Raw genomic sequence first — 25833 nt, forward strand, 5'->3', positions numbered from 1 at the left:
TTGATCTTTCACTCCAGATTCAATTGTCTGGGACAAGATCGCAGCCTCGTTGCACTCGACAGCTCCTACGTAGCTCCAGAACCACGCAGGCTTCACAAACCAAACGATAATTCCTCTTATTCAAACTCCCCGGCCCTGTTAGACTTTGCGCCCTCTTTTCACCTCTCTCCCAGGTCGCCCGATGCCGTCGTTGCCTCTTCGTTTATGTGCACTGTTCATGGCCCTGGGCCTGAGTGCCTGCGATGACGCTCCGCGTTTTACCCAGGCCGAACCGGGTGAAGCCCGCTCCGGTGGTGCCGCGACGGTTCGCAAGAGCGATCAGAACGCCTTTTCCCTGCCCTCGGCCAACCTGCCGCCCTCGCGGCGCGTGGACTTCAGCGTCGGCAACAGTTTCTTCCGCAGCCCGTGGGTGATCGCCCCCTCGACCACCACCGCCCGGGACGGCCTCGGCCCGTTGTTCAACACCAACGCCTGCCAGAACTGCCACATCAAGGACGGTCGCGGTCATCCGCCAGCGCCGGATGCCGCCAGCGCGGTGTCGATGCTGGTGCGCCTGTCGATTCCCGATGCGCCGCCCTACGCCAAGGTCATCGAACAACTGGGGGTGGTGCCGGAGCCGGTTTACGGTGGGCAGTTGCAGGACATGTCCGTCCCCGGTGTCGCTCCCGAAGGCAAGGTCCGGGTCGATTACAGCCCCGTCCCGGTGCGCTTCAAGGACGGCACCGTCGTGGAGCTGCGCAAGCCAAACCTGCACATCACCCAATTGGCCTATGGGCCGATGCACCCGGACACGCGTTTTTCCGCCCGTGTCGCTCCGCCTATGATCGGCCTGGGGTTGCTGGAGGCGATCCCCGACGAAGCCATCCTGGCCAACGCCGAGACCCAGGTGCGTGAAAACAACGGCATTGCCGGTCGTCCCAACCAGGTCTGGGACGATGCCCAACAGAAAACCGTACTTGGACGGTTTGGCTGGAAAGCCGGGCAGCCCAACCTCAACCAACAGAACGTCCATGCGTTCTCCGGCGACATGGGCCTGACGACGAGCCTGCGGCCCTTCGACGATTGCACCGAGACCCAGGTCGATTGCAAGCGCGCCCCCAGCGGCAACGGCCCGGACGGCGAGCCGGAAGTCAGTGACAACATCCTGCGACTGGTGTTGTTCTACAGCCGCAACCTCGCCGTGCCGGCCCGTCGCGAGGTGAATTCTCCCCAGGTATTGGCGGGCAAGAATCTGTTTTTCCAGGCCGGTTGCCAGTCTTGCCACACACCGAAATACACCACGTCCGCCCACGCTGCCGAACCGGAGCTGGCGAACCAGGTCATCCGCCCCTACACCGACCTGCTGCTGCACGACATGGGCGAAGGCCTAGCCGACAACCGCAGCGAATTCAAGGCCAGCGGCCGTGACTGGCGCACCCCGCCGCTGTGGGGCATTGGCCTGACCGAAACCGTCAACGGCCACACTCAGTTCCTGCATGACGGTCGTGCCCGCGACCTGCTCGAAGCCGTGCTGTGGCATGGCGGCGAAGCACAAGCGGCGCAACGCCACGTTTTAGCGTTCAATGCCGAGCAACGCGCTGCGTTGCTGGCCTTTCTGAATTCCCTATAAATGCCTTTTCCAGAAATGGGAGCCTGACATGTTCCGTCCCAAGCTGTTGTTCACCAGCCTCGCCGCCCTCGCCCTCGGTGCCTGCTCGCCCCAGGACCCGCAAGCCGTCACCTCGGCCGCCATCGCCAAGCAAGTGATCCTGCCGACCTACAGCCGCTGGGTCGAGGCCGACCGGCAACTGGCGACCAGCGCGCTGGCGTTCTGCCAAGGCAAGGAAAACCTGGACATCGCCCGCGCCGACTTCCTCAAGGCGCAAAAAGCCTGGGCCGAGTTGCAACCCCTGTTGATCGGGCCGCTGGCCGAGGGCAACCGCGCCTGGCAGGTGCAGTTCTGGCCGGACAAGAAAAACCTGGTGGGCCGTCAGGTCGAGCAATTGGTCAACAGCCAGCCGCAGATCGACGCCGCCGGCCTGGCCAAGTCCAGCGTGGTCGTACAAGGGCTCTCGGCCTACGAATACCTGCTGTTCGACGCGAAAATCGACATGGCCGACAGCGCCCAGAAAGCCAAGTACTGCCCGCTGCTCACCGCCATCGGCGAACGCCAGAAACAACTGGCCGAAGAGATCCTGTCGGGCTGGAATGCCAACGACGGCATGCTCGCCCAGATGAGCAAGTTCCCCAACCAGCGCTACGCCGACTCCCATGAAGCCATCGCCGATCTGCTGCGCGTGCAGGTCACGGCCCTGGACACGCTGAAGAAAAAACTCGGCACGCCGATGGGCCGCCAGAGCAAGGGTGTACCTCAGCCATTCCAGGCCGATGCCTGGCGCAGCCAGTCGTCGTTGCAAGGGCTGGAAGCCAGCCTGAGCGCGGCCAGGACCGTCTGGGCCGGCGTGGACAACAAGGGCCTGCGCGGCCTGCTGCCAAGCGACCAGAAGCCGTTGGCGGACAAGATCGACGCCGCCTACGATGCCTCCTTGAAACTGTTCGCCAGCAGCCAGCGCCCGTTGACCGAAATGCTCAACGACGATGCCGGACGCCAGCAACTCAACGATTTGTACGACAGCCTCAACGTCGTCCATCGCCTGCACGAAGGCGAACTGGCCAAGGCGCTGGGCATCCAACTGGGCTTCAATGCCAACGACGGTGACTGATCATGTTTCGACGTCAGGTCCTGGCACTGGGCAGCTTGCTGCTCGGCGCCGTCACCCTGGGCGGCTGGACGCTGTTCAAGCAAAAGGACAAGCACCCACTCTTGCTTTCGGCACGGGACGATGGCGACGGCAAGCACTACGCCGTCGGCTATCGGCTGGACGGCACGCGGGTGTTCGCCACCCAGGTCGGCCAACGCTGCCATGACATCATCCATCACCCGACGCAATCGATTGCGCTGTTCGTCGCCCGTCGTCCAGGCACCGAAAGCTACTTGATCGACCTGCGCGACGGGGCGCTGCTGCAAACCATCGCCTCGCTGCCGAACCGGCATTTCTACGGCCACGCGGTCATCCATAACAGCGGCGAATGGCTGTACGCCACCGAGAACGACACCTCCGACCCGGGGCGCGGCCTGTTGGGTGTGTACCGTTTCGAAGGCGAGCGGCTGGTGCACAGCGGCGAGATACCCACCCATGGCGTCGGTCCTCACCAGGTGTCCTGGATGCCCGATGGTGAGACGCTGGTGGTGGCCAATGGCGGCATTCGCACCGAGGCCGAAAGCCGGGTCGAAATGAACCTCGACGCCATGGAGCCAAGCCTGGTGCTGATGCAACGCGATGGCACCCTGCTGAGCAAGGAGACCCTCGCCCAATCGATGAACAGCGTGCGCCACTTGGGCATCGCCAGTGATGGCACCATCGTCTCCGGCCAACAGTTCATGGGCGCCGCCCACGAATCGTCGGAACTGGTGGCGATCAAACGGCCGGGCCAACCGTTCCAGGCGTTCCCGGTGCCCGAAGAACAATTGCAAGCCATGGGGCACTACACCGCCAGCGTCGCTGTGCACAGCGACCTGCGCCTGGTGGCCCTGACCGCCCCGCGCGGCAATCGTTTCTTCATCTGGGACCTGGACAGTGGCCAGGTACGCCTGGATGCGCCCCTGCCGGACTGTGCCGGCGTGGGTGCGGTGGCCGACGGTTTTGTCGTGACGTCGGGCCAAGGACGATGCCGCTATTACGATTGCCGTCAGACACAACTGGTTGCAAAACCGCTGGATCTGCCGGCAGGGCTCTGGGACAACCATTTGCATCTGGCCTGAGCAAGGGAGCGAAGCCCATCGGCGCCGAGCTTCCTGATTTTTCGGAAAAGTCCCACGCCCCCCCGGCCCGCCAACATCTGGAATAGCCCGCACACTCGGAGTAATGTGCCCGCCTATCTGTATTTTCTCTCAGTTCTTTTCCAAGGAAGTGGAACATGCTGCGACGCCGCATGCTGATCATGTTGGGTGTTGTCCTGCTGGTAGTGCTGTTGCTCGCCGGCTACAAGGCCTTCTCCGTTTACCAGCAGATCCAGACGTTCTCTGCGCCAAAACCTCCGGTCAGCGTCGCCGTGGCCACGGCCGCCCAGCAACCCTGGCAGGCTCGCCTACCCACCGTTGGCAGTCTGAAGGCGCTGCAAGGGGTGGACCTGAGCCTTGAAATCGCCGGGACCGTGCAGAAGGTGCAGTTTCAGTCCGGGCAAAAGGTCAAGGTCGGTCAGCCGCTCCTGCAGCTGGACAGCGAAGTCGAAAGCGCCCTGCTGGAAACCGCCGAGGCCGACCTGGGCCTGTCGCAAGTGGATTTCGGTCGCGGACGACAGCTGGTGGGCAGCCAGGCGATCTCCAAAGGCGAATTCGACCGGCTCTCGGCGCAACTGAAGAAGAACCAGGCCACGGTCAACCAGCTCAAGGCCTCGCTGGCCAAGAAACACATCCTGGCGCCGTTCAGCGGCACCATCGGCATTCGCCAGGTGGATGTCGGCGACTACCTGGCCAGCGGCACGGTGATTGCCACCCTGCAAGACCTCAGCAGCCTGTATGTGGACTTCTACGTCCCTGAACAAAGCGTGCCCCGGCTTGCCGTTGCCCAGCCGGTCAACGTCAGCGTCTCGGCCTACCCCGGGCAGACCTTCGTCGGCATCATCAGCGCAATCAACCCCAAGGTCGAGGACAGCACCCGCAACGTGCTGGTGCGCGCCACCCTGGCCAACCCCGATGGCAAGCTGCTGCCCGGCATGTTCGCCAACCTGCAGGTGATCCTGCCGGAAGTGGCCGCCGGAATCGTCGTGCCGGAAAGCGCCGTGACCTACACCCTCTACGGCAATTCCATGTACGTGGTCACGCAGAAGAAAGCCGCCGATGGCACTGTCGAGAAAGACGACAAGGGCCAGCCGGTCCTGATCGCCGAACGGCGTTTCGTTGAAACCGGCGAGCGACGCGACGGGCAGGTGCTGGTTTCCAAAGGCGTGCAAAGCGGCGAACAAGTCGTGACCGCCGGCCAGATCAAGCTCGATAACGGTACGCCGATCGCCATCAGCGACGACAAGACCCTGACCGAACAGAACAGCCCGCCGCGCGCGGACTGATCAAGGAACCCCCATGGCTTTTACCGATCCGTTCATCCGCCGCCCGGTGCTCGCCACCGTGGTCAGCCTGTTGATCGTACTGCTGGGCTTCCAGGCCTGGAGCAAGCTGCCCCTGCGTCAGTATCCACAAATGGAAAACGCCCTGATCACGGTGACCACGGCCTACCCCGGGGCCAACGCCGAGACCATCCAGGGCTACATCACCCAACCGATGCAGCAGAGCCTGGCCAGTGCCGAGGGCATCGACTACATGACCTCGGTCAGTCGCCAGAATTTCTCGGTGATTTCTGTCTACGCCCGCATTGGTTCCAACAGCGACCGGCTCTTTACCGAACTGTTGGCCAAGGCCAACGAGGTCAAGAACCAACTGCCCCAGGACGCCGAAGACCCGGTCCTGAGCCGCGAGGCCGCCGATGCCTCGGCACTGATGTACATCAGCTTCTTCAGCAAGGAACTGAACAACCCGCAGATCACCGACTACCTGTCACGGGTGATCCAGCCCAAATTGGCGACACTGCCCGGCATGGCCGAGGCGGAAATCCTCGGCAACCAGGTCTTCGCCATGCGCCTGTGGCTGGACCCGGTCAAGCTCGCCGGCTTCGGCCTGACCGCCGCCGACGTGACCAATGCCGTGCGCCAGCACAACTTCCTCTCCGCCGCCGGTGAAGTGAAAGGCGAATACGTCGTCACCAGCATCAACGCCAACACCGAACTCAAGTCCGCCGAGGCCTTCGCGGCGATCCCGCTCAAGACCGACGGCGACAGCCGCGTGTTGCTGCGGGACGTGGCACGCGTGGAAATGGGCGCCGAGAACTACGACACCATCAGTTCCTTTGGTGGCACGCCTTCGGTGTACATCGGGATCAAGGCCACGCCGGGCGCGAACCCGCTGGATGTGATCAAGGAAGTGCGCAAGATCATGCCGGAGATGGAGGCGCAACTCCCGACCAACCTCAAGGCCGAGATCGCCTACGACGCCACCCTGTTCATCCAGGCTTCCCTCGACGAGGTGGTGAAAACCCTGTTCGAGGCGGTGCTGATCGTCATCGTCGTGGTGTTCCTGTTCCTCGGCGCCCTGCGTTCGGTGGTCATCCCGGTGGTGACCATCCCGCTGTCGATGATCGGCGTGATGTTCTTCATGCAGCTAATGGGCTACTCGATGAACTTGCTGACGCTGCTGGCCATGGTGCTCGCCATCGGCCTGGTGGTGGACGACGCCATCGTGGTGGTGGAGAACATTCACCGGCACATCGAGGAAGGCAAGACCCCGTTCGACGCCGCGATAGAAGGTGCCCGGGAAATCGCCATGCCGGTGGTCTCGATGACCATCACCCTGGCGGCGGTGTATGCACCCATCGGCCTGCTCGAGGGCCTGACGGGCGCCTTGTTCAAGGAGTTCGCCTTGACCCTGGCCGGGGCGGTGGTGATCTCCGGGATCGTCGCCTTGACCCTGTCGCCCATGATGTGCGCCCTGCTCCTGCGCCATGATGAGAACCCCTCGGGGCTGGCCCATCGGCTGGACATGCTCTTCGAACGCTTGAAGAGCCGTTACCAGCGCATGCTCCATGGCACGCTCAACACCCGGCCGGTGGTGCTGGTGTTCGCGGTGATCGTGCTGCTGCTGATCCCGGTGCTGGTCATGTTCAGCAAGTCCGAACTGGCCCCCGACGAGGACCAGGGCATCATCTTCATGATGGCCAACGCCCCGCAGCCCACCAACCTCGACTACCTGAACACCTATACCGATCACTTCATTACCATTTTCAAGGAGTTCCCGGAGTACTACTCCTCGTTCCAGATCAATGGCTATAACGGCGTGCAGTCGGGCATCGGCGGCTTCCTGCTCAAGCCCTGGAACGAACGCGACCGCACCCAGATGGAAATCCTGCCCGAGGTCCAGGCCAAGCTGGAAAGCGTGCCTGGCTTGCAGATCTTCGGCTTCAACCTGCCCTCGCTGCCGGGCACCGGCGAAGGCTTGCCGTTCGCGTTCGTGATCAACTCTCCGAAGGACTATGCAACGCTGCTGGAGGTTGCCGACCGGGTCAAAAAGCGCGCATTGGAATCCGGCAAGTTCGCCTTCATGGACATTGACCTTGCGTTCGACAAGCCAGAAGTCGTGGTGGATATCGATCGCGCCAAGGCCGCCCAGATGGGCGTTTCCATGCAGGACCTGGGCGGTACCCTGGCGACGCTGCTGGGCGAATCAGAGATCAATCGCTTCACCCTCGAAGGCCGCAGCTACAAGGTCATCGCCCAGGTCGAGCGGCCGTTCCGGGACAACCCGGACTGGCTGAACAACTACTACGTGAAAAATGCCAAGGGTGAATCGCTACCGCTATCGACCCTGATCAAGGTCAGCGACCGGGCGCGACCGCGACAACTGAACCAGTTCCAGCAGCTCAATGCGGTGACGATTTCAGGCTTTCCCATCGTGAGCATGGGCGAGGCCATCGAGACCGTCCGCCAGATCGCCCGGGAGGAAGCGCCAGTGGGGTTCGCCTTCGATTACGCCGGGGCTTCACGCCAATTCGTACAGGAGGGCAGCGCGCTGTGGGTGACCTTTGCCCTGGCCCTGGCGATTATCTTCCTGGTGTTGGCCGCGCAGTTCGAAAGCTTCCGGGACCCGCTGGTGATTCTGGTGACCGTGCCGTTGTCCATTTGCGGAGCCCTGATTCCGCTGTTCCTCGGCTGGTCGAGCATGAACATCTATACCCAGGTGGGCCTGGTGACGCTGATCGGTCTGATCAGCAAGCACGGGATCCTGATTGTCGAGTTTGCCAACCAGTTGCGTAGGGAACAGAACCTGTCGCCGCGCGAAGCCGTGGAACAAGCCGCATCGATTCGTCTGCGACCGGTGCTGATGACCACCGCGGCGATGGTGTTCGGCATGGTGCCGCTCATCTTCGCCACAGGCGCCGGGGCAGTGAGCCGCTTCGACATCGGCACGGTGATCGCCACGGGCATGTCGATTGGCACCTTGTTCACCCTGTTTGTGCTGCCCTGCGTCTACACACTGCTGGCCAGGCCCGATAAACCCTGAAGGCAGCCAAAAGGGAACTGGATGTTTTTTGTGGCGAGGGAGCTTGCTCCCGCTCGGCTGCGAAGCAGCCGTCAATGCGCCAAGGCTACCTGACCAATCGATTGGGACCGCTTCGCGGTCCAGCGGGAACAAGCTCCCTCACACAGGTTTTAGTGCTCGACTGGAGATTGCGGCAGGAAAAAAAAGGCCTCGCACAGGCGAGGCCTTTTGGGCTTCGTGATGTTCAACTCTGAGGCCTCATCCCTTGGGACAGGCTGAACATGAACAGCAGCAGATCATCGTCCGGTCGGATAGCCTCGCTCGCCTTTGCCACACGCGGCAGGGGACAATGCGCACCCGCACTGGACGCACTGAGGATCTGCGAGCGTGGCTGTTCCCATACAGCCACCGCCATCGACGCAACTGCCAGGGCTCCGACTAAAAACAAACCTCTAGCAATTTCTAGTTTCATGGCTATAAACCTTTGATAGCGCTGCCAAACGCCGCCTCATAAAAGTAGACGAGTTTTTTCCAATCAGCATCGCTGAACGACGAATGGCGCCGCAGTTGCTTCAGGTCATGGGATGCCGCACGCCGGGCAGTCAGGCGCTGGCGACACTTCTCCAGATCCAGCAGGGCCACTTCGGCCTTGGCCGCTTCGCCCTCCCCTGTCACCCGCACAAAAACATGCTTGATGTAGAGGCAGCCATGCTGCCAACGGCCCTTGTGCATGCGGGCCAGGTTCTCAGCCAGGGCCTGGAGGATTTGATCATGCACCGTTTCGCCATGGCGCTCACGTCCGCCTCCGGCATACCAATGCTCGATCTCCTCGAAACCATCCAGCGCATGGGTCACTAACAGCGCACGCCACTTGTGGACGGGGTCACGCTGGGCACCACAAAAGATCAACTCGGGCACACGGACATCCAACTGGGTCAACGCCAGCAGCGCGTCCTGCTCACGCAGCACGGTCGGTCGACCGAGCGGATGCAACCAACTGCGATAAATGTGCCCCGTTTGACGCTTGGCATACAACAGGTCGCCGTCGTTGCTGTTGATCCGCTGCACGCCGCTTTCACCGCCACGTCGCACGTTGGGTTCTTCCACCCACTCACCTTGCAGGTTCCAAAAATGTTCGAAGCTGTTGCGGGAAATGCCAGTTGTCTCTACTGCCTGCACAACCATGCTGTTACCTCTTGCGTAATACATAAACTCGCCACATGGCATAGAGCGGTAGGAAATCCAGCCGTTCCTGAATGCGAAACCCAGCCTGTCGAAACTCTTCTTCTACTGTATCCGTCGGTAACACAAATCGATTCTGGTAGTCTTTCTGCCCACGGGTGCGCTCCAGACGCTTGCGTTTCCAGGCCTTGAAATTGCCATCGACCCACAATGAAACGATCACACTGTCACGACTGACACGCTCGAATTCTTTCAGAATCGCCAGTCGATGCGCGGGTTCACCGATGTGATGCAACAAACGCATACAAAAAATACTGTCGACGGCGTTATCAGGCAAGGCGATGTCGAACGCAGAAGTGTGCAAGGGCCGTACCCGTTTCACCACATCGGTCGCTTGAGCCTCCAATGCCGTACTGAGCATGGCCTCGGAATTGTCCGCGCCGATGATGACTCGGTTGGGTTTTTCGGCCAACAATGACCAGAAGCGCCCGGCACCGCAGGGCAGGTCCAGGACCAGGCCGGGGTCTCCGACAAGTGCCAATGCACGCCGGGCCAGTTGCTGGTCTCGCTGGTTGGAAAGGCGGCGACTCAAGCCACGGCGATGCTTATGAAAATACTCCCTGGCGTGCTGTTCGTCGTATTTTTCAGAAAATTCCAGCTTGATGGGTTTGGACATAAGATGGGCCTCGATGACTGATCGGCCCACCTTATGAATCGGAATGTCATGCCTTTGTGAAAATAAAGTCAGGTAAACGCTCCAATGTTTACAAGACTTTTCGGCATAGAGGCTTAGCCCTTTGGATTCAACTCAACCTCGAAATGGCAACCATTGGGCTCCATCGTACTGAGGCTGACTGTCCAAGCCTGGTTCTCGCAAATGCGCTGCACCAGGGACAAACCCAATCCCAATCCCTCGCCGCGTTTTTCGTTTCCGCGCACGAACGGCTCGAACATCGCCTCGCGCTTCTCCTCTGGAATCCCCACGCCGCTGTCCTCGACCACAAATCCAGTGGTGGTCAGCGAAAGGCGGATGAACCCCTGGTCGGTGTAGTGCAGGGCGTTACGCAACAGATTGCCCATCACGGCCGTCAGGAACGTGGCGTTATACAAAGTGTCGACGGTTTGCCCAGGTTCGAAGATCAGCGTCAGGCCTTTGGATTCGATGGGTGCACGCCACACGCCAAGGAGGTTCTCGGCCACCTGCCCCAGGGTCAGCCGAGGCGACATGCCGTTGTCTTCACGCTCGGACCTGGCGAGCATCAGGAAGGTCTGCACCAGCTCGCGCATCTCTTCACTGGCCCGATTGATGCGCTCGACCTGGGTACGACCGCGCGGGTCCAGCGCCGGGTTTTCCAACAGCAACTCACAAGAGGTCGCCAGGACCATCAACGGTGTGCGCAACTCGTGGCTCACGTCGCTGGTAAACAACCGCTCACGGGTCAAGGCTTGGCGCAAACGCCCCAGTGTGGCGTCGAACGCCACCGCCAATTCACCCACCTCATCGGCGGCATAATCCGGGGCCAGCGGCGGCGCTAGCCCCAGCAACTGATCGCGATGACGCACTTGCCGGGCCAGGCGAACCACGGGCGCCATCACCCGGCGTGCCAGGACCCAACCCAGGAATACCGCCAGCGCCAGGCTGAGCACGAAGCCCACCAGCACCACGGCGAACAGCACCCGTTCGCGCTCTTCGAAGTCGCTCTGGTCTTGCAGCAATACGTAGTGGCGGCCGTCAACGATCTCGACCATGGCGTGATAGGACAACTGCTCGCGAAACACCTCGTGGAAACCGCGCTCCAGATGGCGCAGATCCTTGGGCAATTCGAAATCCCCCGGGCCGCCGCTGAAATAAAACAACTGGTCGGGTTCCGGCCGATGGTTCCAGTCCGAGACACTGTCCATCAGCAGCAGGCGTTGCAAATCACCGCCAAGCCCGGCGGAAATCAGTTTCTCTTCAACCAAATGGACCGTCGCCACGATGCCCATGGCGAACGCACCGGCCACCAATGCGCTCATCAGCGCAAACGCGATGATGATCCGTTGGGCAAGACTTTGCTTAAACTCCATCGCGGCCCTCGGCCAGTCGATAGCCGACGCCGTGCACGGTGTGCAACAACGGCTTTTCGAACGGTTTGTCGATCACCTGACGCAGTTGATGGACATGGCTGCGCAAGCTGTCACTGTCCGGGCAATCGTCGCCCCACAACGCTTCCTCGAGGATTTCGCGGCGCAGCACGTGGGGGCTTTTCTGCATCAGTACCGCCAGCAGCTTGAGGCCCACGGGGTTGAGCTTGAGCAGCTTGCCTTCGCGCGTCACTTCAAGGGTATCGAGGTCGTAGCTCAGGTCGCCGACCTGCAAGGCCCGCCGGCCACCGCCCTGGGCTCGACGCATGACGGCTTCGATCCGCGCCGCCAGTTCCGACAAGGCAAACGGTTTGATCAGGTAGTCATCGGCGCCGGACTTGAAGCCCTGCAAGCGATCGTCCAACTGATCCCGGGCGGTGAGCATGATCACCGGCGTATCGCGCCGGGCGTCTTCGCGCAGGCGCTTGCACAAGGTGTAGCCGTCGATGCCTGGCAGCATGATATCGAGCACGATCAGGTCGTAGTGTTCGGTCGCCGCCAGGTGCAACCCCGACAAACCGTCCTGGGCACAATCGACGGTGTAGCCCTTGAGCCCCAGGTAATCGGCCAGGTTGGCCAGGATGTCGCGGTTGTCTTCGACCAATAGAATTCGCATGGGCACCTCTGCGTACACAGTTAACGGCTGGCTTGGCCCGCGCAGCTTACGGCCAAGCGTGGCTCACGGCTAGGGTTGTATCCGCCGTAGCAGCGCAGGTCCCCTGTGGGAGCGAGCTTGCGAATGCGGTGCATCAGCCGCCATCCATGTTGAATGTGCCGACGTTTTCGCGAGCAAGCTCGCTCCCACAAAGGCCAAGTGCACCCAGGAACAGGATTGCACGGTCATTGACGAGTTTTTCACCCAGCATTCACGCCGCCCCAACGCAGCGCAGACCAGACTGCGCCACGCGTTGCTTAAGAAAACTCCCATCAAAGGTATTGCCATGGTCTCCACCGCCATCCGCCCCGCTCCCAGGCCGCTGAATTTCCGGGTTGCCTTGGGCCTGCCTGCCGTTGTCGCAGCCATTCTGGTGCTGCTGGAACTGACCACACTGGACATGGACGTGGCCAAGCTGTTTTACGACCCGATGGCGGGTGGTTTCATCGGTCGGCACAGTTTTTTTCTGGAGGACATCCTGCACGATCGAGCCAAGGAGGTGGTGATCGCGTTCTCCGTACTGGCGATCCTTGGGTTCATGGGTACGTTTTTCATCGCCCGGCTCAAACCATTCAAACGCGAACTGGGTTGCCTGGTCCTGTCCCTGGCACTGGCGACGTCCTTCGTCACCCCGATGAAAGCGGTGACGGCGGTGCAATGCCCCTGGAGCCTGAAGGAGTTCGGCGGCCAGGAAACCTACAGTGAACTGCTCAGCCCACGCCCGGCCACCGACAAGCCCGGCCGCTGCTGGCCCGGCGGTCACGCTGCCACCGGGTTCACATTGTTTGCGTTGTTCTTCGTCCTGCGCGACCGCCGTCCGCGCCTGGCCCGCCGGGCCTTGGTACTCGCCCTCACGTTGGGCACGGTGTTTTCCCTGGGACGGATGATGCAAGGGGCGCACTTCTTTTCCCATAACGTGTGGACGGCGGTGTTCTGTTGGCTGATTTGCCTGGGGTGTTACTACTACATCCTGTACCGACCGGCCGCCATTGCTGAGCGTGTCGCTGTAACCAGTCCCGCCAATGCCTGAACTGAACCACATCCCAATGTGGGAGCGAGCTTGCTCGCGATAGCGGTGGGCCAGTGCCGGATGTATGGGCTGACACACCGTAATCGCGAGCAAGCTCGCTCCCACAGGGGCGTTGGTACCGCGTCATGAATCCAAGGCAATAAAAAACCCCGCTTGCTTTCGCAGGCGGGGTTTTTCGCTACAGGGGTAAGGCTGGCTTACATCATGCCGCCCATGCCACCCATGCCGCCCATGTCTGGCATGCCGCCGCCAGCTGGAGCGTCTTCCTTGATTTCAGCGATCATCGCCTCGGTGGTGATCATCAGGCTGGCAATGGACGAAGCCGCTTGCAGAGCCGAACGGGTCACTTTGGCCGGGTCCAGGATACCCATTTCGATCATGTCGCCGTATTCGCCGGTAGCAGCGTTGTAACCGTAGTTACCCGAACCCTGCTTGACCTTGTCGACCACAACGCTTGGCTCGTCGCCGGAGTTGGCAACGATCTGGCGCAGCGGTGCTTCTACAGCGCGACGCAGCAACTGGATGCCCACGTTCTGGTCGTCGTTGTCGCCTTTGAGTTCGCTGATGGCTTGCAGAGCACGAACCAGTGCCACGCCACCGCCAGGTACCACGCCTTCTTCGACGGCTGCGCGGGTAGCGTGCAGGGCGTCTTCAACGCGGGCTTTCTTCTCTTTCATTTCAACTTCGGAACCGGCGCCAACCTTGATCACTGCAACGCCGCCGGACAGCTTGGCCAGACGCTCTTGCAGTTTTTCACGGTCGTAGTCGGACGAAGTCTCGGCCACTTGTGCGCGGATCTGGGTCACGCGAGCCTGGATGTCAGCCTCGACGCCGGCACCGTCGATCACGGTGGTGTTTTCCTTGGACAGGATCACGCGCTTGGCGTTACCCAGGTGCTCCAGGGTGGTGCTTTCCAGGCTCAGGCCGATCTCTTCGGAGATGACGGTACCGCCGGTCAGTACGGCGATGTCCTGCAGCATGGCCTTGCGACGGTCGCCAAAGCCTGGAGCCTTGACGGCTGCGACTTTAACGATGCCACGCATGTTGTTCACAACCAGAGTCGCCAGGGCTTCGCCTTCAACGTCTTCAGCCACGATCAGCAGTGGGCGGCCGGCTTTGGCAACAGCTTCCAGCACGGGCAGCATTTCGCGGATGTTGGAAATCTTCTTGTCCACCAGCAGGATCAGCGGGCCGTCGAGCTCGGCGGTCATGGTGTCCGGCTTGTTGACGAAGTACGGGGACAGGTAGCCACGGTCGAACTGCATGCCTTCAACAACCGACAGTTCGTTTTCCAGGCCCGAGCCTTCTTCAACGGTGATCACGCCTTCTTTACCGACTTTTTCCATGGCTTCGGCAATGATGTCGCCGATGGAGTTGTCGGAGTTGGCGGAGATGGTGCCGACCTGAGCGATCGCCTTGGTGTCAGCGCATGGCTTGGACAGGGCTTTGAGCTCTTTGACAATGGCGATGGTCGCCTTGTCGATGCCGCGCTTGAGGTCCATCGGATTCATGCCGGCAGCGACGGCTTTCAGGCCTTCGTTGACGATCGACTGAGCCAGTACGGTCGCGGTGGTGGTGCCGTCACCGGCGTCATCGTTGGCACGGGAGGCCACGTCTTTGACCAGCTGCGCGCCCATGTTTTCGAAGCGATCTTTCAGCTCGATTTCCTTGGCTACGGAAACGCCGTCCTTGGTGATGGTCGGAGCGCCGAAGCTCTTCTCGATGATCACGTTACGGCCTTTCGGGCCCAGGGTCGCTTTTACTGCGTCAGCCAGGACGTTGACACCGGCGAGCATTTTCTTGCGGGCGGAATCGCCGAATTTAACTTCTTTAGCAGCCATGATCGATATTCCTTAAATACTTTGTAGTCGCGGAAAAATGAGCGGGGAATCAGCCTTCGACAACAGCGAGAATTTCGCTCTCGCCGATAACCAGCAGGTCTTCGCCATCAACTTTCACAGTGTTGCTACCGGAGTAAGGGCCGAACACAACCTTGTCACCCACTTTCACGGACAGCGCACGTACTTCACCGTTTTCCAGTGCCTTGCCTGGGCCTACAGCGAGGACTTCACCCTGGTTTGGCTTTTCAGCAGCCGAACCTGGCAGGACGATACCGCCAGCGGTTTTCTTTTCTTCTTCGCTGCGACGGACGACGACGCGGTCATGCAGAGGACGAAGCTTCATTGTCGATCTCTCCTAATTGTGGTTTTCATCGGCCGGTGTAGTCCCGGCGGGTTTAACGAATCCGGCTGTGCCGGGTGCGGTTCGTCAAGCGAACCGCGGAAGTCTGTCCGGTGTTGCCACCGGAAACCTTGCGGTGACCCATACATAAGGGCGCACAAGGCGATTACAAGGGCAGGGTCTGAAATTTTTTACTTCTCGGAGCCAAAAACGAACACGGCACCCGAAGGTGCCGTGTCGCGGTTTTTTACTTGGGGTCGCGATGTTCGAATTCGCCTTCGATCACGTTGGGCTCACGGCCCAGGGGTTCTCGCGGAGCCGGCCCGCCACGGGGCTGCAGGTCATCGGCGAAGGCCCGCTGGCGCATCGCCTGCTCTTCGGCGCGCTGGCGCATTTTATTGGCCAGCAGCCGACGGGTGAATGGCAACAGCATGACCAGGCCCAGCATGTCGCTGATAAACCCTGGCAGGATCAACAGGCCGCCACCCAATGCCAGCATCAGGCCTTCGAGCATGGTCTGGGCAGGCAGCTCGCCACGGTTCAGGCTTTCCCGGGCACGCAATGCCGTGGCGAGGCCGGCGATGCGCAGCACGAACACGCCAAGCATCGAGCCGAGAATGACCAGCAACAGCGCCGGGAAAAACCCGATCGCACCGCTGACCTTGACGAATACGAACAGCTCCAACACCGGGAACAGCAGAAAGAGCAACAAAAAAGGGCGCATCAAATGGTTCCTCAACGCAAGAATGCCTTGCTATGAAACCCTAAATGACGTCGCCCTTTCGTGAATTCAAGCGTCGGCCTCGGCATTTTTTGGCCATTGCTCGGCGTGAGCCAAGTAAACCAAGGCTTCGCGCACTTGTGTCGGGGTGTTGCAAGGCGTGGCAAACGCCAGCCAGTGCAGGCCCTGGCCAATGCGCAGATGCATCCCCTCGCTGTCGATGCCCACCAGTTGCGCCGGTTCGCTTTTCGGCAAGCCGGCCAGCTCCACGTAATGGGCGATGGCTTTGGCGTGATCAGCGTTCATATGTTCGATCATGCTGGCTTCGGCTTTGCCGGCGAAGGGGTTGGCCAGGGTGAGTTGGTCGATCCAGTGAATGGCGCCAAAGCCGCCGATGTAGCGATGGCGCACCGGTTCGAGCACCCAGAAATCGAAATCATGGGCCTTGTGGTAGTTCTGCGAGTCAGGGAAATAGCGGTAATAACGCTCGGCGGCCGCTTCGATGGCGGCGCTGTCTTCGAGCTTCCGGGCTTCGGCCAGATAGGTCAGGCGCCCCACGGCCTGCACATCCTCGGCACCGCGTTCGCCCACCAGCATCGAACACTTGGGGTCTTTTTGCAGATTGTGAGTGTGCTGGGCAATGCGGCTGATCAGGATCAGCGGCCAGCCTTGTGCGTCCAGGCAATACGGTACGACGGAGCCGAACGGAAAGCCGGGCATCGATTTGGAATGAGTGGCGAGCATTGCGCGGTATTCCTTGAGTAGCAGTTCCCGGGCATGCTTGGCAGCTTCAACGCTCAATTTATGACTCCTTTTATAAAAACCGTCTAGAAAACGGTCAGGCGACTGGAGTAATGTTCCGATACACCTAGGGGACAGTTCTCGTGTGCAGTCGGGCTACACCGTCGCAAATCGAGAGGCCTCCCAACAGGTCCCCCTCCATCGCTGCGCCACCTGGACATGAGAATGCAACTCACTGACAAAGTAATCATTATCACTGGCGGTTGCCAGGGCCTGGGTCGTTCCATGGCCGAGTATTTCGCCGGTAAAGGCGCAAAGCTGGCGCTGGTGGACCTCAATCAGGAAAAACTCGACCAGGCGGTGGCCGCCTGCGCAGCCAAGGGCATCGAGGCCCGTGCCTACCTGTGCAATGTCGCCAATGAAGATCAGGTCATCGACATGGTTGCCCGGGTGGCCGAGGACTTCGGCGCGATCCACGGCTTGATCAACAACGCCGGGATCCTGCGCGACGGCCTGCTGCTCAAGGTCAAGGATGGCGAAATGACCAAGATGAGCCTGGCCCAGTGGCAGGCCGTGATCGATGTCAACCTCACCGGCGTGTTCCTGTGCACCCGTGAAGTGGCGGCGAAAATGGTCGAGCTGAAGAATAGCGGCGCCATCATCAATATCTCGTCGATTTCCCGCGCCGGCAATGTCGGCCAGACCAATTACTCGGCCGCCAAGGCCGGTGTGGCCGCCGCCACCGTGACCTGGGCGAAGGAACTGGCGCGCTACGGCATCCGTGTCGCCGGCATCGCACCGGGCTTCATCGAAACCGAGATGACCCTGGGCATGAAACCCGAAGCCCTGGAGAAAATGACCTCGGGGATTCCGCTCAAGCGCATGGGCAAGCCCGAGGAGATCGCCCATTCGGCGGCGTATATCTTCGAGAATGACTACTACACCGGTCGGATTCTGGAGATGGATGGCGGGTTGCGGATCTAAGGTCACGGCAAACCAAATGTGGGAGCGAGCTTGCTCGCGATAGCGTCAGTTCAGTCAGCCTTGAGGCGACTGATACGCCGCTATCGCGAGCAAGCTCGCTCCCACAGTGGATAGGGTTTCACTCTATCAATCGTCGCTGACGGTGATGTTCGGCATTGCCGGTGATGCGGCCTCCTGCAGCACGATCCGCGCGCCCACGTGGCGGGCCAGTTCCTGATAGACCATGGCGATCTGACTGTCCGGTTCGGCGATGACCGTCGGTTTACCGCCGTCGGCCTGTTCGCGGATCACCATCGACAGCGGCAGCGAAGCCAGCAATTCGACGCCGTACTGGGTCGCCAGTTTTTCCCCGCCACCTTCGCCGAACAGGTGCTCGGCATGTCCGCAGTTGGAGCAGATGTGCACGGCCATGTTTTCCACCACGCCCAACACAGGGATGTTCACCTTGCGGAACATCTCCACGCCCTTGCGCGCGTCCAGCAGGGCCAGGTCCTGGGGGGTAGTGACGATCACCGCACCGGCCACCGGGACTTTCTGCGCCAGGGTCAGCTGGATATCGCCGGTGCCCGGCGGCATGTCGATCACCAGGTAATCCAGGTCGCCCCACGCGGTTTGCGTGACCAGTTGCAGCAAGGCCCCGGAAACCATCGGTCCGCGCCAGACCATCGGCGTGTTGTCGTCGGTCAGGAAGGCCATGGACATGACTTCCACCCCATGGGATTGCAGCGGCACGAACCACTTCTGGTCCTTGATCTGGGGCCGGGTGCCCTCGGCGATCCCGAACATGATGCCCTGGCTCGGACCGTAGATGTCCGCATCGAGAATCCCGACCTTCGCCCCTTCACGGGCCAGGGCCAGGGCCAGGTTGGCGGCGGTGGTGGACTTGCCCACGCCGCCCTTGCCCGAGGCCACGGCGATCACGTTCTTGACGTTGGCCAGCCCCGGCACCTGCGCCTGGGCCTTATGCGCAGCGATCACGCTGGTGACCTGGACCGTCGCGGCTGTCACGCCGTCCAGGCCTTCGATCGCCATTTGCAGCATCTGCGCCCAGCCGCTCTTGAACAGGTCGGCGGCGTAGCCGATTTCCAGCTGGACACTGACGCGATCGCCCTGGATATCGATGGCGCGCACGCATCCGGCGCTGACCGGGTCCTGGTTCAGGTAGGGGTCGGTGTACTGGCGAAGGACGGTTTCCACCGCTGCGCGGTTGACGGCGCTCATGGGCAACTCCGATAGCAAGACTTGAAAAACAGGCCGCTATCCTACGCCGAGCGCTCCCGCGTGGCGACCCGATTACAGCAGGGCGAACACCTTTGTGGCGAGGGGATTTATCCCCGCTGGGTTGCGAAGCAACCCCAAAACCTCGCGCCTCGGTGAGTCAGGTTGGTCTGGTTCGAATGTTTTGGGACTGCTGCGCAGTCCAGCGGGGATGAATCCCCTCGCCACAGATTGTGCCTGGCTCAGGCCTTTTGCCGTTCCCAACCGATGCATGCGGAAACAGGCCGGTGGGGTGAAATATATTTCCCGGCGCTTTATAGTGGCCGACCTCCGTTTCATCAAGTAGCCGAGCCCCATGTCCGAGCCACGCAAGATTCTCGTCACCAGCGCCCTGCCCTATGCCAATGGTTCGATTCACCTCGGCCATATGCTGGAATACATCCAGACCGATATGTGGACGCGCTTCCAGAAACATCGCGGCAACCAGTGCATTTATGTCTGCGCCGACGACGCCCACGGTTCGGCCATCATGCTGCGTGCGGAAAAGGAAGGCATCACCCCGGAACAACTGATCGCCAACGTCCAGGCCGAACACAGCGCCGACTTTGCCGAGTTCCTGGTGAACTTCGACAACTTCCATTCCACTCACTCCGAAGAAAACCGTGAGCTGTCGAGCCAGATCTACCTGAAGCTGCGTGACGCCGGGCACATCGCCACCCGTTCGGTCACCCAGTATTTCGACCCGGAAAAGAACATGTTCCTGGCCGACCGCTTCATCAAGGGCACCTGCCCGAAATGCGGCACCGAGGACCAGTACGGCGACAACTGCGAAAAATGCGGCGCCACCTACGCACCGACCGACCTGAAAGACCCGAAATCGGCGATTTCCGGCGCCACCCCGGTGCTCAGGGACTCCCAGCACTTCTTCTTCAAGCTGCCGGATTTCCAGGAGATGCTGCAAACCTGGACCCGCAGCGGCACGTTGCACGACGCGGTGGCCAACAAGCTCGCCGAATGGCTCGACGCCGGCCTGCAAGAGTGGGACATTTCCCGCGATGCGCCGTACTTCGGCTTCGAAATCCCCGGCGAGCCCGGCAAGTATTTCTATGTGTGGCTGGACGCGCCCATCGGCTACATGGCGAGCTTCAAGAACCTTTGCGACCGCACGCCTGAGCTGGACTTCGACGCGTTCTGGGGCAAGGACTCCACGGCCGAGGTGTATCACTTCATCGGCAAGGACATCGTCAACTTCCACGCACTGTTCTGGCCCGCCATGCTCGAAGGCGCCGGTTTCCGCAAGCCGACCGGCATCAACGTCCATGGCTACCTGACCGTCAATGGCCAGAAGATGTCCAAGTCCCGCGGCACCTTCATCAAGGCCCGGACCTACCTGGACCACCTGTCTCCGGAATACCTGCGCTACTACTACGCGGCCAAGCTCGGCCGCGGCGTCGACGACCTGGACCTGAACCTCGAAGACTTCGTGCAGAAGGTCAACTCCGACCTGGTGGGCAAGGTCGTCAACATTGCCAGCCGTTGCGCCGGGTTCATCCACAAGGGCAACGCCGGGGTCCTGGTCGCCGGCAACGCCGCGCCGGAACTGACCGGCGCTTTCCTGGCGGCGGCGCCCAGCATCGCCGATGCCTACGAGAGCCGCGACTTTGCCCGTGCCATGCGCGAAATCATGGCCCTGGCCGACCGCGCCAATGCCTGGATCGCCGACAAGGCCCCGTGGTCACTGGCCAAGCAGGAAGGCAAGCAGGACGAAGTCCAGGCCATCTGCGCCTTGGGCATCAACCTGTTCCGCCAGTTGGTGATCTTCCTCAAGCCGGTGCTGCCGTTGCTGGCCGCCGATGCGGAGGCGTTCCTGAACGTCGCGCCGCTGACCTGGAACGACCACCAGACACTGCTGAGCAACCATCAGTTGAACGCGTTCAAGCCGTTGATGACCCGTATCGATGCCACCAAGGTCCAAGCCATGATCGACGCCTCCAAGGAAGACCTGGCCGCCAGCCAGACCGATACCGGTGGCCCGACCGGCAACGGTGAGTTGACCAAGGATCCGTTGTCGCCGGAAATCGACTTCGACGCTTTCGCCGCCGTTGATCTGCGCGTGGCGCTGATCGTCAAGGCCGAGGCCGTTGAAGGGGCCGACAAGCTGTTGCGCCTGACCCTGGACATCGGCGATGAGCAACGCAATGTGTTCTCCGGTATCAAGAGTGCCTACCCGGACCCGGCCAAGCTCGAAGGTCGGTTGACGATGATGATCGCCAACCTCAAGCCGCGCAAAATGCGCTTCGGTATCTCCGAAGGCATGGTGATGGCGGCGGGCCCCGGTGGCGAGGAAATCTACCTGTTGAGCCCTGACAGCGGCGCCAAGCCGGGCCAGCGGATCAAGTAACGCGACCGCGTGCTGCACCGATCCCACAGTCGCCTTGCAGGTGCCTGTGGGATTTTCATATCTGGCCCGCACTCCTGACGTGCCGGATAATGCCTAATCTTGTAACAGGCCCTTTGTCGCCCACACGCCCATGACCGAAATCGTCCTCACGCTGTTCAGCGCTGCCCTGATCAACAACCTGGTGTTGCATTGGCCGCTGGGCGTCGATCCGCTGCTGGCGGCCAACGGCAGAAGGCAGGTGCATGCCCTGGGCCTGGCAACGGCATGCCTGATGCTGATCGTCGGCACCCTGGGCTATCTGCTCGATCATGGGGTGCTCGTGCCAACCGATCTGACATTCCTGCGCCTGTTGGTCTGGCTGTCCTTGAGCATCCTGCTGATCGGGCCCTTGCTGCGCCTGCTGACTCACTGGCTGCCAGCAATGCCGTTCGATGGGTTGTGGCCGCTATTGCTCGGCAACGCCGGCATCCTGGGCGTCACGCTCCTCAACGGTCAGGAAGACCGAGGCCTGGGCCACGCCGTGGCGCTGAGCCTGGGTGCCGGACTGGGCTTCTGGCTGGTGCTGGGCCTGTTCGACGACTTGCGCCAGCGCACCTTCAATCACGCTATTGCCTTGCCTTTTCGGGGCCTGCCGATTCAGTTGATCAGTGCCGGACTGATGGCGGTGGCCTTTCTCGGATTGCGCGGGCTGGTCAAAACATGAGCCTGATTCAACGTATCGACGCCCTGTTGCCGCAGACCCAATGCGGCAAGTGCGGCCACCCCGGGTGCAAGCCCTACGCCGAAGGCATCGCCCAGGGCGAGCCGATCAACAAATGCCCGCCCGGCGGGCGCGAAACCATCGCGGCCCTGGCCGAGCTGATGAAAATCCCGGTGCTGGAACTGGACACCAGCCGCGGCGTGGCTCCGGCGCAAATCGCCTTTATCCGCGAAGCTGAATGCATCGGTTGCACCAAGTGCATCCAGGCCTGTCCCGTGGACGCGATTGTAGGCGCGGCCAAGCTGATGCACACCGTCCTCATCGATGAATGCACCGGCTGCGACCTGTGCGTGGCGCCCTGCCCGGTCGACTGCATCGAAATGCGGCCTCTGCCGACGGCAAGCGTGTTGCCGATTGTCGGCGGCCTGGCCTTCAGCGCCGCCGAGCAACAGGCGCGAACAGCCAAGCGCAACCACGCCCGGCGCCGCTTCGAACAGCGCAATGCGCGCCTGCGCCGCGAAGAAGAACAGCGCCAGGCAGAGCGCTTGGCCCGTACCCAGCGCGCGGCCCAGGCCAAGGAACAGGAGCAGCCGCTCGATCCCGTACAAGCCGCACTGGAACGCGTGCGCGCGCAAAAAGCCGCCACCGCCGATGCTGCCTTGAAAAAAGCCAAGGTTGACCTGGCCATGAGCCGGGCGCAGTTGAACAAATCCTTGAAAGCGTTCGGCCATCCGCCAACCTTCGAGCAGCAGTCGCAACTGATCCTGCTGCAACGCCAGTTCGAAGCGGCCGAGCAGGCCCTGAGCCAACTGGAAAACGCCGCACCCGCGACCACTCCAGCCCCGGCTCCGGCACAAAGCACCGAACTGAAGCGAGCCAAGATCCAACTGGCGATGCGCCGCGCCGAACTCAGCAAAGCCCGTACGGCGGCGGCATCGGATGAACAACTGCAGGCGTTGGAACAAGCGGTGAAGGATGCCGAACGCCAGGTGGATGTCCATGCCGCTTCCTGAGCCCGTGGACGAACGGCTGCGGCCTGCGATGACGCGGGTGTTGCTGGCGACACTGCCCGGCGTGCTGGCGTTGCTGTGGTTCCAGGGCTGGGGCGTGGCGCTCAACCTGCTGTTGTCCGGCCTCACCGCGCTGGCGGTCGAAGCGTGGGTGCTGCGTTTGCGCCGCCGGCCACTCAAACCCGAGCTGAACGATGGCAGCGCACTGGTCAGTGCCACGTTGTTGGCCCTGGCCTTGCCGGCGTATTGCCCCTGGTGGCTGACCGTCACCGCGGCCGCCTGCGCCTTGCTGTTCGGCAAGCACCTGTGGGGCGGCGTCGGTAGCAACCCGTTCAACCCCGCGATGCTCGGGTATGCCCTGGTGTTGGTGACGTTTCCCGCCTATATGAGTCCCGCGTCCCACGGCCTGGGCCTGCTTGAAGGCTTGCAACAGGTGTTCGGCACTCATCCGGCGCCCGACGCCTGGGCCGGGGCCACCGCGCTGGACAGCCTGCGGACCAACACGAGCCTGACCATCGATGAACTGTTCGCCAGCGATCCGGCGTTCGGGCGTTTCGGTGGCCGCGGTGCCGAATGGGTCAATCTGGCCTTCCTGGCAGGCGGTCTGTTTCTGTTGCAGCAACGGGTGTTCAGTTGGCATGCGCCGGTGGGCCTGCTGGCGAGCCTGTTTATCGTCAGCCTGCTGTGCTGGAACGGGTCGGGGTCCGATTCCCATGGCTCACCGCTGTTCCATCTGTTCAGCGGCGCGACCATGCTCGGCGCGTTTTTTATCGCGACCGAACCGGTCTCTGGCGCCAAGGCTCCTCTCGCCCGTCTGCTGTTTGGCGCGGGCATGGGGCTGCTGGTCTACCTGATCCGCACTTGGGGTGGTTACCCCGATGGCGTGGCGTTCGCGGTGTTGCTGATGAACCTCGGGGTACCGGCGCTGGACCGGTTTGCCGAGGCGCGACAACGGCGGCCACTGATATGAAGAATCCCGGCGGCGTGGCAATCCTGATTCTGTTGATCGGCCTCGGTAGCAGTGCCACTTACCTCACACACCTCGGCACCGCTGGGCGCATCGAGGCCCAGCGGCAAGCGTTGGCGAACAGGACCTTGCTTGAGGTGCTGCCCGCTGACCTCTACGACAATCAGCCGTTGGCGCACCCCGTTTTCACCGCCTCGGTAACCTTGGCCCATAGCACGCTGCTGGGCGGTTATCTGGCGACCCGCAATGGCCAGCCCAGCGCCGTGCTGCTGCGTAGCCAGGCGCCCGGCTATGAAGGCAGCATCGAATTGCTGGTCGCCATCGATCCACAGGGCCGGGTGCTGGGCGTCAAGACGCTGCGCCAAGCCGAAACCCCCGGGTTGGGCGCGGCGATTGCCGGCTGGCCGAACACCTGGATGCAGGTCTTCACCGGCAAATCACGCCAGGCGCCTGACGACAGCGGCTGGGCCCTGAAGAAGGACCAGGGACAGTTCGATCAACTGGCCGGCGCAACGGTGACGTCCCGGACGGTGCTCCAAGCGGTTCACGACGCGCTGCGTTACTTCGACGAGCACAAGGCTGCGTTGGGAGTGCCTGCCAATGAATAAGCCATGGGGCCTGACACACGGCCTGCTGCTCGTCCCGCTGGTGGGCGCCAGCCATTCGCTGATGGCCGCACTGGTGCTATGGCTGGCCTGGGCCTTGATTTTCTTCTGCCAGGGCTTGGCGATGGGGTTTGTCCGACAACGCCTGACAGACCCGCAACAACTGCTCGCCGCCATCGTGCTGGCCGCTACGCTGACCACCTGCATAGGTTTTGTCGTCCAGGCCTGGGCATTGGAACTGTATCGACCGCTGAGCCTTTACCTGGGCTGGATCGCCCTGAGCTGCGTGGCGTTGGAGCATGCGGGTCTGTTCGTTGAGTCTCGCTTGCCTGGACGTCTCAGGCTGGCTGGGGTGTTCGGTCTCTTGATGGTCAGCCTGGGCACCTTGCGTGAGCTGATCGGCAGCGGTCTCCCCCTGGCCTTGCTCGCCCCGGGTGGGTTCATTCTGCTCGGGCTGCTGCTGGCGGCCCGACAGGCCTGGACGGCAGTCAAATCCCCTTCAACCACCGAGGAAACGCCGCGCCCATGAACGCCGCAAAACGCCTGGAAATATTCCGTCGCTTTCACGAGGACAACCCGGAACCGAAAACCGAACTGGCCTATTCCTCGCCGTTCGAGTTGCTGATCGCGGTCATCCTGTCGGCCCAGTCCACCGACGTCGGCGTCAACAAGGCCACGGCCAAATTGTTCCCGGTCGCCAACACTCCGGAGGCGATCTACGCCTTGGGCGTCGAAGGGTTGTCCGAGTACATCAAGACCATCGGCCTGTTCAACAGCAAGGCCAAAAACGTGATCGAAACCTGCCGCCTGCTGATCGAGCGCCACGGCAGTGAAATCCCGCAAACCCGTGAAGCGCTGGAAGCCCTTCCAGGTGTCGGCCGCAAAACCGCCAACGTCGTGCTCAATACCGCGTTTCGGCAATTGACCATGGCGGTCGATACCCACATTTTCCGCGTCAGCAACCGTACCGGGCTGGCCCCCGGCAAAAACGTGGTGGAGGTGGAGAAGAAGCTGATGAAGTTTGTCCCCAAGGAATACCTGCTGGACTCCCATCACTGGCTCATCCTCCATGGACGCTACGTCTGCCTGGCGCGCAAGCCCCGCTGCGGCAGCTGCCGAATCGAAGACTTATGCGAATACAAGCACAAGACGTCGGACGATTGAGGCGCTATTGCTTTTATCGATCTAT

24 protein-coding genes are annotated in these 25833 nt (G+C 61.6%); 14 read left to right on the forward strand and 10 right to left on the reverse strand.

The window, feature by feature from the left end:
• Window positions 1–181: 181 nt before the first annotated feature.
• The 5 genes from AB7M32_RS26380 to AB7M32_RS26400 all read left to right on the forward strand — a co-directional run bounded on the left by AB7M32_RS26380 (window position 182) and on the right by AB7M32_RS26400 (window position 8146).
• Window positions 182–1609 carry a di-heme oxidoreductase family protein gene (locus tag AB7M32_RS26380; protein ID WP_454251841.1) on the forward strand — a complete coding sequence of 476 codons (1428 nt, stop codon included), beginning with the start codon at window positions 182–184 and terminating at the stop codon, window positions 1607–1609.
• Window positions 1610–1637: 28 nt separating this feature from the next.
• Window positions 1638–2702 carry an imelysin family protein gene (locus AB7M32_RS26385; RefSeq protein ID WP_454251842.1) on the forward strand — a complete coding sequence of 355 codons (1065 nt, stop codon included), beginning with the start codon at window positions 1638–1640 and terminating at the stop codon, window positions 2700–2702.
• Between the two features lie 2 nt (window positions 2703–2704).
• Window positions 2705–3802, forward strand: coding sequence for a DUF1513 domain-containing protein (locus AB7M32_RS26390; RefSeq protein WP_454251843.1), 1098 nt, complete (start codon window positions 2705–2707; stop codon window positions 3800–3802).
• A 155-nt stretch (window positions 3803–3957) separates the two neighbouring features.
• Window positions 3958–5106, forward strand: a complete 1149-nt coding sequence (locus AB7M32_RS26395) for an efflux RND transporter periplasmic adaptor subunit (protein WP_454251844.1) — start codon at window positions 3958–3960, stop codon at window positions 5104–5106.
• Window positions 5107–5119: 13 nt separating this feature from the next.
• A complete protein-coding gene (locus AB7M32_RS26400; RefSeq protein ID WP_072408669.1) occupies window positions 5120–8146 on the forward strand; it encodes a multidrug efflux RND transporter permease subunit in 3027 nt (1008 codons plus the stop codon).
• Between the two features lie 223 nt (window positions 8147–8369).
• Here AB7M32_RS26400 and AB7M32_RS26405 read toward each other — a convergent pair whose 3' ends face one another.
• The 5 genes from AB7M32_RS26405 to colR all read right to left on the reverse strand — a co-directional run bounded on the left by AB7M32_RS26405 (window position 8370) and on the right by colR (window position 12047).
• Complete coding sequence (locus AB7M32_RS26405; RefSeq protein ID WP_072408671.1) at window positions 8370–8597, reverse strand: hypothetical protein; 228 nt, start codon at window positions 8595–8597, stop codon at window positions 8370–8372.
• Between the two features lie 2 nt (window positions 8598–8599).
• Window positions 8600–9310, reverse strand: coding sequence for a lipopolysaccharide kinase InaA family protein (locus AB7M32_RS26410; protein WP_454251845.1), 711 nt, complete (start codon window positions 9308–9310; stop codon window positions 8600–8602).
• A 4-nt stretch (window positions 9311–9314) separates the two neighbouring features.
• Window positions 9315–9983, reverse strand: a complete 669-nt coding sequence (locus AB7M32_RS26415) for a class I SAM-dependent methyltransferase (protein ID WP_454251846.1) — start codon at window positions 9981–9983, stop codon at window positions 9315–9317.
• A 113-nt stretch (window positions 9984–10096) separates the two neighbouring features.
• Window positions 10097–11374: a sensor histidine kinase gene (locus AB7M32_RS26420; protein WP_454251847.1), complete on the reverse strand. Its 1278-nt coding sequence runs from the start codon at window positions 11372–11374 to the stop codon at window positions 10097–10099.
• Window positions 11364–12047 carry a two-component system response regulator ColR gene (gene colR / locus AB7M32_RS26425; protein WP_024779529.1) on the reverse strand — a complete coding sequence of 228 codons (684 nt, stop codon included), beginning with the start codon at window positions 12045–12047 and terminating at the stop codon, window positions 11364–11366. The genes AB7M32_RS26420 and colR overlap by 11 nt, the downstream gene beginning before the upstream one ends.
• 325 nt (window positions 12048–12372) lie before the next feature.
• On the opposite strand from colR, the gene AB7M32_RS26430 reads away from it, so the two are divergent.
• The gene (locus tag AB7M32_RS26430) at window positions 12373–13116 is read left to right on the forward strand and encodes a phosphatase PAP2 family protein (protein ID WP_454251848.1); all 744 of its coding nucleotides are present in this window, start codon (window positions 12373–12375) and stop codon (window positions 13114–13116) included.
• A 197-nt stretch (window positions 13117–13313) separates the two neighbouring features.
• On the opposite strand, the gene groL is transcribed toward AB7M32_RS26430, so the two are convergent.
• From groL to AB7M32_RS26450, 4 genes are all read right to left on the reverse strand, one after another.
• Window positions 13314–14957, reverse strand: coding sequence for a chaperonin GroEL (gene groL / locus AB7M32_RS26435; RefSeq protein ID WP_053124505.1), 1644 nt, complete (start codon window positions 14955–14957; stop codon window positions 13314–13316).
• Between the two features lie 49 nt (window positions 14958–15006).
• Window positions 15007–15300: a co-chaperone GroES gene (locus tag AB7M32_RS26440; protein WP_024619193.1), complete on the reverse strand. Its 294-nt coding sequence runs from the start codon at window positions 15298–15300 to the stop codon at window positions 15007–15009.
• Between the two features lie 244 nt (window positions 15301–15544).
• On the reverse strand, window positions 15545–16021 hold the full coding sequence (locus AB7M32_RS26445; protein ID WP_454251849.1) for an FxsA family protein: 477 nt from the start codon (window positions 16019–16021) through the stop codon (window positions 15545–15547).
• A gap of 66 nt (window positions 16022–16087) precedes the next feature.
• A complete protein-coding gene (locus AB7M32_RS26450; RefSeq protein ID WP_454251850.1) occupies window positions 16088–16819 on the reverse strand; it encodes a HugZ family pyridoxamine 5'-phosphate oxidase in 732 nt (243 codons plus the stop codon).
• 165 nt (window positions 16820–16984) lie between these two features.
• On the opposite strand from AB7M32_RS26450, the gene AB7M32_RS26455 reads away from it, so the two are divergent.
• Window positions 16985–17743, forward strand: a complete 759-nt coding sequence (locus AB7M32_RS26455; RefSeq protein WP_454251851.1) for an SDR family oxidoreductase — start codon at window positions 16985–16987, stop codon at window positions 17741–17743.
• Between the two features lie 126 nt (window positions 17744–17869).
• On the opposite strand, the gene apbC is transcribed toward AB7M32_RS26455, so the two are convergent.
• On the reverse strand, window positions 17870–18964 hold the full coding sequence (gene apbC, locus AB7M32_RS26460; RefSeq protein WP_060740951.1) for an iron-sulfur cluster carrier protein ApbC: 1095 nt from the start codon (window positions 18962–18964) through the stop codon (window positions 17870–17872).
• Between the two features lie 352 nt (window positions 18965–19316).
• On the opposite strand from apbC, the gene metG reads away from it, so the two are divergent.
• From metG to nth, 7 genes are all read left to right on the forward strand, one after another.
• Window positions 19317–21362, forward strand: coding sequence for a methionine--tRNA ligase (gene metG / locus AB7M32_RS26465; RefSeq protein WP_454251852.1), 2046 nt, complete (start codon window positions 19317–19319; stop codon window positions 21360–21362).
• Between the two features lie 130 nt (window positions 21363–21492).
• Window positions 21493–22065: an Rnf-Nqr domain containing protein gene (locus AB7M32_RS26470; protein ID WP_454251853.1), complete on the forward strand. Its 573-nt coding sequence runs from the start codon at window positions 21493–21495 to the stop codon at window positions 22063–22065.
• Complete coding sequence (gene rsxB, locus AB7M32_RS26475; protein ID WP_454251854.1) at window positions 22062–23075, forward strand: electron transport complex subunit RsxB; 1014 nt, start codon at window positions 22062–22064, stop codon at window positions 23073–23075. The genes AB7M32_RS26470 and rsxB overlap by 4 nt, the downstream gene beginning before the upstream one ends.
• A complete protein-coding gene (locus AB7M32_RS26480; protein ID WP_454251855.1) occupies window positions 23062–24042 on the forward strand; it encodes an RnfABCDGE type electron transport complex subunit D in 981 nt (326 codons plus the stop codon). The genes rsxB and AB7M32_RS26480 overlap by 14 nt, the downstream gene beginning before the upstream one ends.
• Window positions 24039–24647: an RnfABCDGE type electron transport complex subunit G gene (locus AB7M32_RS26485; protein ID WP_454251856.1), complete on the forward strand. Its 609-nt coding sequence runs from the start codon at window positions 24039–24041 to the stop codon at window positions 24645–24647. The genes AB7M32_RS26480 and AB7M32_RS26485 overlap by 4 nt, the downstream gene beginning before the upstream one ends.
• Window positions 24640–25173, forward strand: coding sequence for an Rnf-Nqr domain containing protein (locus AB7M32_RS26490; RefSeq protein WP_454251857.1), 534 nt, complete (start codon window positions 24640–24642; stop codon window positions 25171–25173). Before AB7M32_RS26485 ends, AB7M32_RS26490 begins: the two co-directional genes overlap by 8 nt.
• Window positions 25170–25808 (forward strand): endonuclease III, encoded by a 639-nt coding sequence (gene nth, locus AB7M32_RS26495; RefSeq protein WP_053124528.1) that lies wholly within the window; start codon window positions 25170–25172, stop codon window positions 25806–25808. The genes AB7M32_RS26490 and nth overlap by 4 nt, the downstream gene beginning before the upstream one ends.
• Window positions 25809–25833 lie beyond the last annotated feature (25 nt).

It is taken from the genome of Pseudomonas sp. R151218B TE3479 (assembly GCF_053629195.1).

Coding starts and splice junctions, on each gene's coding strand:
- AB7M32_RS26380 (WP_454251841.1), top strand. CDS start 182: ATGCCGTCGTTGCCTCTTCGTTTATGTGCACTGTTCATGGCCCTGGGC.
- AB7M32_RS26385 (WP_454251842.1), top strand. CDS start 1,638: ATGTTCCGTCCCAAGCTGTTGTTCACCAGCCTCGCCGCCCTCGCCCTC.
- AB7M32_RS26390 (WP_454251843.1), top strand. CDS start 2,705: ATGTTTCGACGTCAGGTCCTGGCACTGGGCAGCTTGCTGCTCGGCGCC.
- AB7M32_RS26395 (WP_454251844.1), top strand. CDS start 3,958: ATGCTGCGACGCCGCATGCTGATCATGTTGGGTGTTGTCCTGCTGGTA.
- AB7M32_RS26400 (WP_072408669.1), top strand. CDS start 5,120: ATGGCTTTTACCGATCCGTTCATCCGCCGCCCGGTGCTCGCCACCGTG.
- AB7M32_RS26405 (WP_072408671.1), bottom strand. CDS start 8,597: ATGAAACTAGAAATTGCTAGAGGTTTGTTTTTAGTCGGAGCCCTGGCA.
- AB7M32_RS26410 (WP_454251845.1), bottom strand. CDS start 9,310: ATGGTTGTGCAGGCAGTAGAGACAACTGGCATTTCCCGCAACAGCTTC.
- AB7M32_RS26415 (WP_454251846.1), bottom strand. CDS start 9,983: ATGTCCAAACCCATCAAGCTGGAATTTTCTGAAAAATACGACGAACAG.
- AB7M32_RS26420 (WP_454251847.1), bottom strand. CDS start 11,374: ATGGAGTTTAAGCAAAGTCTTGCCCAACGGATCATCATCGCGTTTGCG.
- colR (WP_024779529.1), bottom strand. CDS start 12,047: ATGCGAATTCTATTGGTCGAAGACAACCGCGACATCCTGGCCAACCTG.
- AB7M32_RS26430 (WP_454251848.1), top strand. CDS start 12,373: ATGGTCTCCACCGCCATCCGCCCCGCTCCCAGGCCGCTGAATTTCCGG.
- groL (WP_053124505.1), bottom strand. CDS start 14,957: ATGGCTGCTAAAGAAGTTAAATTCGGCGATTCCGCCCGCAAGAAAATG.
- AB7M32_RS26440 (WP_024619193.1), bottom strand. CDS start 15,300: ATGAAGCTTCGTCCTCTGCATGACCGCGTCGTCGTCCGTCGCAGCGAA.
- AB7M32_RS26445 (WP_454251849.1), bottom strand. CDS start 16,021: ATGCGCCCTTTTTTGTTGCTCTTTCTGCTGTTCCCGGTGTTGGAGCTG.
- AB7M32_RS26455 (WP_454251851.1), top strand. CDS start 16,985: ATGCAACTCACTGACAAAGTAATCATTATCACTGGCGGTTGCCAGGGC.
- apbC (WP_060740951.1), bottom strand. CDS start 18,964: ATGAGCGCCGTCAACCGCGCAGCGGTGGAAACCGTCCTTCGCCAGTAC.
- metG (WP_454251852.1), top strand. CDS start 19,317: ATGTCCGAGCCACGCAAGATTCTCGTCACCAGCGCCCTGCCCTATGCC.
- AB7M32_RS26470 (WP_454251853.1), top strand. CDS start 21,493: ATGACCGAAATCGTCCTCACGCTGTTCAGCGCTGCCCTGATCAACAAC.
- rsxB (WP_454251854.1), top strand. CDS start 22,062: ATGAGCCTGATTCAACGTATCGACGCCCTGTTGCCGCAGACCCAATGC.
- AB7M32_RS26480 (WP_454251855.1), top strand. CDS start 23,062: ATGCCGCTTCCTGAGCCCGTGGACGAACGGCTGCGGCCTGCGATGACG.
- AB7M32_RS26485 (WP_454251856.1), top strand. CDS start 24,039: ATGAAGAATCCCGGCGGCGTGGCAATCCTGATTCTGTTGATCGGCCTC.
- AB7M32_RS26490 (WP_454251857.1), top strand. CDS start 24,640: ATGAATAAGCCATGGGGCCTGACACACGGCCTGCTGCTCGTCCCGCTG.
- nth (WP_053124528.1), top strand. CDS start 25,170: ATGAACGCCGCAAAACGCCTGGAAATATTCCGTCGCTTTCACGAGGAC.